The organism is Ruegeria sp. BHSB058, assembly GCF_059613285.1.
Genome location: NZ_JBXWSF010000137.1, coordinates 1 through 5,284, shown reverse-complemented (window position 1 = coordinate 5,284; position 5,284 = coordinate 1). Strand labels below are relative to the sequence as shown.

The window sequence follows — 5,284 nt, the reverse complement described above, 5'->3', positions numbered from 1 at the left end:
TGGCGCTGGCACCGATGATCATCGTGCTTAGTTCGCAACTTGGAATTGAAGGGCGAGGAGTTCCCAAGGCGATTATTTCAGCCTACCTGTGTTATTTTCCGGTTCTTGTAGGGATGGTAAAAGGGCTGCGTGCGCCGGCCCATTCACAGCTGGATCTGTTGAAAACCTATAATGCCAGTGGGTTAGACGCATTTATTAAACTTCGCCTTCCCAGTTCTGTTCCGTATCTGTTTACTTCTCTCAAGATTGGTGTCGCGGCTTCTCTTGTGGGAACTATTGTAGGGGAACTGCCGACTGGTGCAATCTCGGGGTTGGGGGCACGCATTCTGATCGGGGATCAATTCGGAACGCCACTGGCGATCTGGGCGGCGCTGCTCGCTGCAGCAATTTTGGCAGGTATCCTCGTGACGCTTTTGGATGTGTTGCAGCGGGCAGCGCTCAAGCGGATGGGGATGGAAGCATGAACTGGCTAATGTTCGCCCTGTTGTTCTGGCTCGGTGCTTGGGCGCTGAATTCTTGGCTCGCCCGTTCTCAATTGCGCGATACCCGCTCGGCGCGAATATTCGTTCCAGTCCTGTTTGGGGTGACGCTTCTGATTCTGTGGGAAGGTATTGTAAGGGGGCTGCAGGTTTCTCCAGTCATTCTGCCAGCGCCGTCAGCTGTCGCGCAGACCTTTGCTGCCTCTACGGCCACATTGTGGGAAGATTTCCAGCAAACTGTGTTCAAGGGGGCGATGACCGGATTTCTCATCGGCGGAGCAGCGGCATTGGCAACCGCGATTTTCATCGACAGATCATCGTTCTTGACGCGGGGTCTGTTGCCCATCGGCAATTTCGTTGCCGCTTTGCCAATTGTGGGTATTGCCCCAATACTGGTCAGTTGGTTTGGATTCGATTGGCAATCGAAGGCTGCGGTCGTGGTGGTGATGGTGTTTTTTCCAATACTGGTCAACACAGTGCAGGGATTGCGCGAAACCGATGCGATGCAGCGGGACCTGATGCGCACCTATGCGGCCGGATATTGGCAAACCTTGCTAAAGCTTCGCTTGCCAGCCGCAATGCCATTCGTGTTCAACGGATTGAAAATCGCCACCACCCTGGCCCTGATCGGGGCAATAGTAGCAGAGTATTTCGGTTCGCCGACCCGGGGCATGGGATTTCGCATATCAACGGGTGTCGGAAGCCTGTCCATCGACCTCGTTTGGGCCGAGATCGCGGTTGCGGCACTAGCGGGAACGGCTTTTTACAGTATCGTGGTGTTGATTGAGCGGACGGTTACCTTTTGGCATCCTTCGCAGCGCAGAAGATGAACTACAGGAACAGCAGATCCTCTGAAAGAGGACATTGAAATCAACAAGGAGAGTAAGACATGAGAAAAACGATCACAGGGTTGGCCCTATCCCTGGGCTTTGCTGCCTCAGGCGCTTTGGCGGCCGACGAAGTTACGTTGCAGTTGAAATGGGTTACCCAGGCCCAGTTCGCGGGCTATTATGTGGCCAAGGACAAGGGGTTTTACGATGAAGAAGGTCTGGAAGTCACCATATTACCTGGTGGTCCGGACATCGCTCCGACGCAAGTGATCGCTGGGGGCGGTGCAGATGTTACGGTCGAATGGATGCCCGCAGCGCTGGCTGCACGTGAAAAAGGCCTGCCACTTGTCAATATCGCGCAGCCGTTCAAAAGCTCCGGTATGATGTTGACCTGTTGGAAGGATGCGGGCATAGCCTCGCCTGATGACCTCAAGAACCGCACGCTAGGTGTCTGGTTCTTTGGCAACGAGTTCCCGTTCATGAGCTGGATGAGTCAGTTGGGCATCGATACAGGCGGCAAGGGTGACAGTGGCGTCGAAGTACTCAAACAAGGTTTCAACGTGGATCCGCTCTTGCAGCGTCAGGCGGATTGCATCAGCACGATGACCTACAATGAGTACTGGCAAGTGATTGATGCTGGTGTCAGCCCCGAGGAACTGGTGACGTTCAAATACGAAGATCAGGGCGTTGCGACGCTTGAAGACGGGCTTTATGTCCTTGAGGAAAATTTGGGCGACTCGGCATTTGTCGACAAGATGACTCGTTTCGTGCGTGCCTCGATGAAAGGCTGGAAATACGCCGAAGAGAATCCTGACGAGGCCGCATTGATCGTGCTCGACAATGACGAAACCGGGGCGCAAACCGAAAAGCACCAGAAGCGTATGATGGGTGAAATCGCCAAGCTGACCGCCGGGTCCAACGGCGCGCTAGATCCTGCCGACTATGAACGCACGGTGAGTACTCTGCTCGCTGGTGGTTCTGACCCGGTGATCACTGCGGCGCCGGATGGCGCCTGGACGCATCAGATCACTGATGGCGCCTTGAATTAAGTCGACCACCTTCCTGCTCGAATTGTATACAAGCAACCGACGCGGCCCCTAGAGGGGCCGCGTTTTTTTGGTATCTTGTCGGTTTTGGTGCTGGAGATTTACCGTCGCCGCGTTAAGTTGTTTTGTAAATCTCGGTGATTTAGGCATTATCTTGGTGTGACGGAAAATAATGCAGAATTTTGCGGCAGAACTGCAGGTGGCCATAACCCTGATATTTCAGGGCAATGCCGAGCTTTGGGCGATTGTTCTGTTGTCATTACGTGTCTCAATAATGGCTGTGCTGATTTCCGCGCTCATCGGCATGCCTTTGGGGGCGGCTTTGGCCGTTGGTCGTTTTCCCGGACGACGTGCTGTGATCGTTCTGATTAATGCCTTAATGGGCCTACCACCAGTTGTTGTCGGGCTACTGGTTTATCTGATGTTGTCGCGTTCGGGACCGTTTGGTGTACTACAATTGCTTTATACGCCAACGGCGATGATCATCGCGCAAGTGGTGCTTGTGACACCCATTGTCGCCGCCTTGACCCGTCAGGTTGTGGAAACGCTGGCCGAGGAATATGCCGAACAACTGCTTTCCCTAGGGGTCTCGCGCCTTGCCTCGGTCCCGGTCCTCCTGTGGGACGCCCGCTTGGCGCTGGCGACGGCGTTGTTGGCCGGTTTCGGGCGCGCAATTGCCGAAGTTGGTGCCGTCATAATCGTAGGCGGCAACATCAACCACGTCACTCGGGTAATGACCACCACAATCGCTCTGGAGACATCAAAGGGCAATCTTTCGCTTGCCTTGGCCTTGGGCACGATCTTGATCGCTACCGCCGTTGCCGTGAACGCATTTGTCAGTGCTCTGACGCTTAGATCGGAACGGGAGGGATTGCGCCATGCGTGATCTCAGCGTGGAAGCGATGCGAGGGTTTGAGGCGCGAGGCCTGCGCATCAGACGCAACGACCGTATCTTGCTGGACGTGCCACATCTTCTGCTTGAAGGTCCGGGCCCAACGCTCATTCTTGGCCCGAATGGTGCCGGCAAAAGCCTGTTGCTACGATGCTTGCACGGATTGATTTTTCCAGACGCTGGAAAGGTCATACAGGACGGAACTGTACTCAATAGCGAACAAAAGTCGCGGCAAGCGATGGTGTTTCAGAAACCTGTACTGTTGCGCCGTTCGGTTGCCGCCAATCTGGATTTTGTTTTGAAGCGCCAAAGATTGCCGCGCAATGTGCGACGTCAAAGAATTGCTGAGTTGCTGACCGAAGGCGGTTTGCTAGCCAAGGCTCGGCAATCGGCTCGTTCATTGTCGGGTGGTGAGGCTCAGCGCCTTGCAATTCTGCGGGCGCTCGCGACGGTCCCGGATATCCTTTTGCTTGATGAGCCCACGAGCGCTCTGGACCCAGCTGCAACCCAAGCGATCGAACGAATGATTTTGGACGCTTCGGCACACGGTGTGCGAATCGTAATGGTGACGCATGATATCGGTCAGGCGCGCCGACTGGCGGCAGATATCGTGATGATGCAAGGCGGTCGTGTTGTCGAACATGGTGTCGCCAAACAGATACTTGATACCCCGAAAACCGATGCGGCACGCTGCTATCTCGCCGGGGGCTTGGTGACGTAGTTCAATTATGGAGAAACACATGTTTGGAGCATGGTTCCGGGCAAGTGCGATTGCACTTGCTTTGGCCGCCGGATCGGCACAGGCCGAGGACGCCTTCATTGTCTTGCAATCGACGACGTCGACGCAGAACTCAGGACTGCTGGACTTTATCTTGCCGGGATTTGAAGCTGAAACCGGTATCGAAGTTCGCGTGGTTGCGGTCGGCACCGGGCAGGCAATCAAGAACGCGACCAATGGCGACGGTGATGTCTTGCTGGTGCATGCCAGGCAGGCCGAGGAGAAATTCGTTTCTGACGGTTGGGGGGTTGAACGTTTTGACGTGATGTACAACGATTTTGTGCTGGTCGGTCCGAAAAAAGACCCGGCCCGGATTAAAGGTGGCAATGATATCGTCGCCGCTTTGAGAGCCATTGCCTGGGCTAAAGCCCCTTTCGCTTCGCGTGGGGATGACAGCGGAACGCACAAGGCCGAATTGCGACATTGGGCGAACGCAGGAATAGACGTTGGTGCGGCCTCGGGGGATTGGTATCGCGAAACAGGGTCCGGCATGGGCGCAACACTAAACATAGCAGCCGGAATGGATGCCTATTCTTTGACCGACCGCGCCACATGGATCGCATTTGGTAATAAGGGGAACCTTGAGATACTGATCGAAGGCGATCCCCGACTGTTCAACCAGTATGGAGTTATTCTGGTCAATCCAAATAAGCATCCGGGAGTCAAAGCTGCAGCCGGGAAACGGTTTATTGACTGGTTGCTTAGCGACGATGGTCAATCGGCTATCGCGTCTTACATGCTTGACGGACAGCAACTGTTCTTTCCGAACGCGAAATGAGCCGAGGCGAACCGCCGTGTCGGAATAGGTAGGGTGCCGTGCGGCTTCCTAACCGGACTGCCCGTTGTGGTGAACTGTTCCAAGACCGCAAAGGTCATACCCGCCCAATTCCACCGCTCGTGCTGAGAACCTGTCCGAGCGCAAAAACCCCATAAGGTTTTGCATTGGTGGGTCGAAAAAGGCCCGCCGCCAAATCGCCAGATCAAAGCGTTCCTCGTGGGTCGGAACGAAATCCAGCCCATAAAGACCCGCAAGAGCACCCAGACCAAACCCGGCCTCGGCCTTGCCGTCGTGCAACGCAATGGCCAATTCTTCTTCGGTGCGGGCACAGTGCTGGGGCAGGGCAAGATCATTCGTGTTCAGGCCGTGTTGTTCCAGTTGCGACAGGAACAGGCGCTGGCTGGCAGCGTTGTGTTGGCGCTGCACCACCCGACGACCCCTCAGGTCTTCAAAACCGGTAATGCCAACGCTGCCGCGTGCC

Annotated in this window: 7 protein-coding genes; 6 read left to right on the top strand and 1 reads right to left on the bottom strand. The window is 55.3% G+C overall.

The annotated features are described in order from the left end of the window. From AC2FNB_RS20380 to AC2FNB_RS20355, 6 genes are all read left to right on the top strand, one after another. The coding region (locus AC2FNB_RS20380) for an ABC transporter permease (protein WP_496748601.1) at window positions 1–464 on the top strand (464 nt) is incomplete at its 5' end. Further along, window positions 461–1,309 carry an ABC transporter permease gene (locus tag AC2FNB_RS20375; protein WP_496748600.1) on the top strand — a complete coding sequence of 283 codons (849 nt, stop codon included), beginning with the start codon at window positions 461–463 and terminating at the stop codon, window positions 1,307–1,309. The genes AC2FNB_RS20380 and AC2FNB_RS20375, both read left to right, overlap by 4 nt. Window positions 1,310–1,368: 59 nt before the next feature. Then, window positions 1,369–2,358 carry an ABC transporter substrate-binding protein gene (locus AC2FNB_RS20370; protein WP_480749899.1) on the top strand — a complete coding sequence of 330 codons (990 nt, stop codon included), beginning with the start codon at window positions 1,369–1,371 and terminating at the stop codon, window positions 2,356–2,358. Between the two features lie 169 nt (window positions 2,359–2,527). Further along, the gene (locus AC2FNB_RS20365; RefSeq protein ID WP_480749900.1) at window positions 2,528–3,241 is read left to right on the top strand and encodes an ABC transporter permease; all 714 of its coding nucleotides are present in this window, start codon (window positions 2,528–2,530) and stop codon (window positions 3,239–3,241) included. After that, the gene (locus AC2FNB_RS20360) at window positions 3,234–3,968 is read left to right on the top strand and encodes an ATP-binding cassette domain-containing protein (protein WP_496748599.1); all 735 of its coding nucleotides are present in this window, start codon (window positions 3,234–3,236) and stop codon (window positions 3,966–3,968) included. Before AC2FNB_RS20365 ends, AC2FNB_RS20360 begins: the two co-directional genes overlap by 8 nt. A gap of 19 nt (window positions 3,969–3,987) precedes the next feature. Further along, the gene (locus AC2FNB_RS20355; RefSeq protein ID WP_496748598.1) at window positions 3,988–4,803 is read left to right on the top strand and encodes an ABC transporter substrate-binding protein; all 816 of its coding nucleotides are present in this window, start codon (window positions 3,988–3,990) and stop codon (window positions 4,801–4,803) included. A 48-nt stretch (window positions 4,804–4,851) separates the two neighbouring features. On the opposite strand, the gene AC2FNB_RS20350 is transcribed toward AC2FNB_RS20355, so the two are convergent. Next, window positions 4,852–5,284: substrate-binding domain-containing protein (locus AC2FNB_RS20350; RefSeq protein WP_496748597.1), on the bottom strand; the 433-nt coding region annotated here is incomplete at its 5' end.

Coding starts and splice junctions, on each gene's coding strand:
- AC2FNB_RS20355 (WP_496748598.1), top strand. CDS start 3,988: ATGTTTGGAGCATGGTTCCGGGCAAGTGCGATTGCACTTGCTTTGGCC.
- AC2FNB_RS20365 (WP_480749900.1), top strand. CDS start 2,528: ATGCAGAATTTTGCGGCAGAACTGCAGGTGGCCATAACCCTGATATTT.
- AC2FNB_RS20375 (WP_496748600.1), top strand. CDS start 461: ATGAACTGGCTAATGTTCGCCCTGTTGTTCTGGCTCGGTGCTTGGGCG.
- AC2FNB_RS20370 (WP_480749899.1), top strand. CDS start 1,369: ATGAGAAAAACGATCACAGGGTTGGCCCTATCCCTGGGCTTTGCTGCC.
- AC2FNB_RS20360 (WP_496748599.1), top strand. CDS start 3,234: ATGCGTGATCTCAGCGTGGAAGCGATGCGAGGGTTTGAGGCGCGAGGC.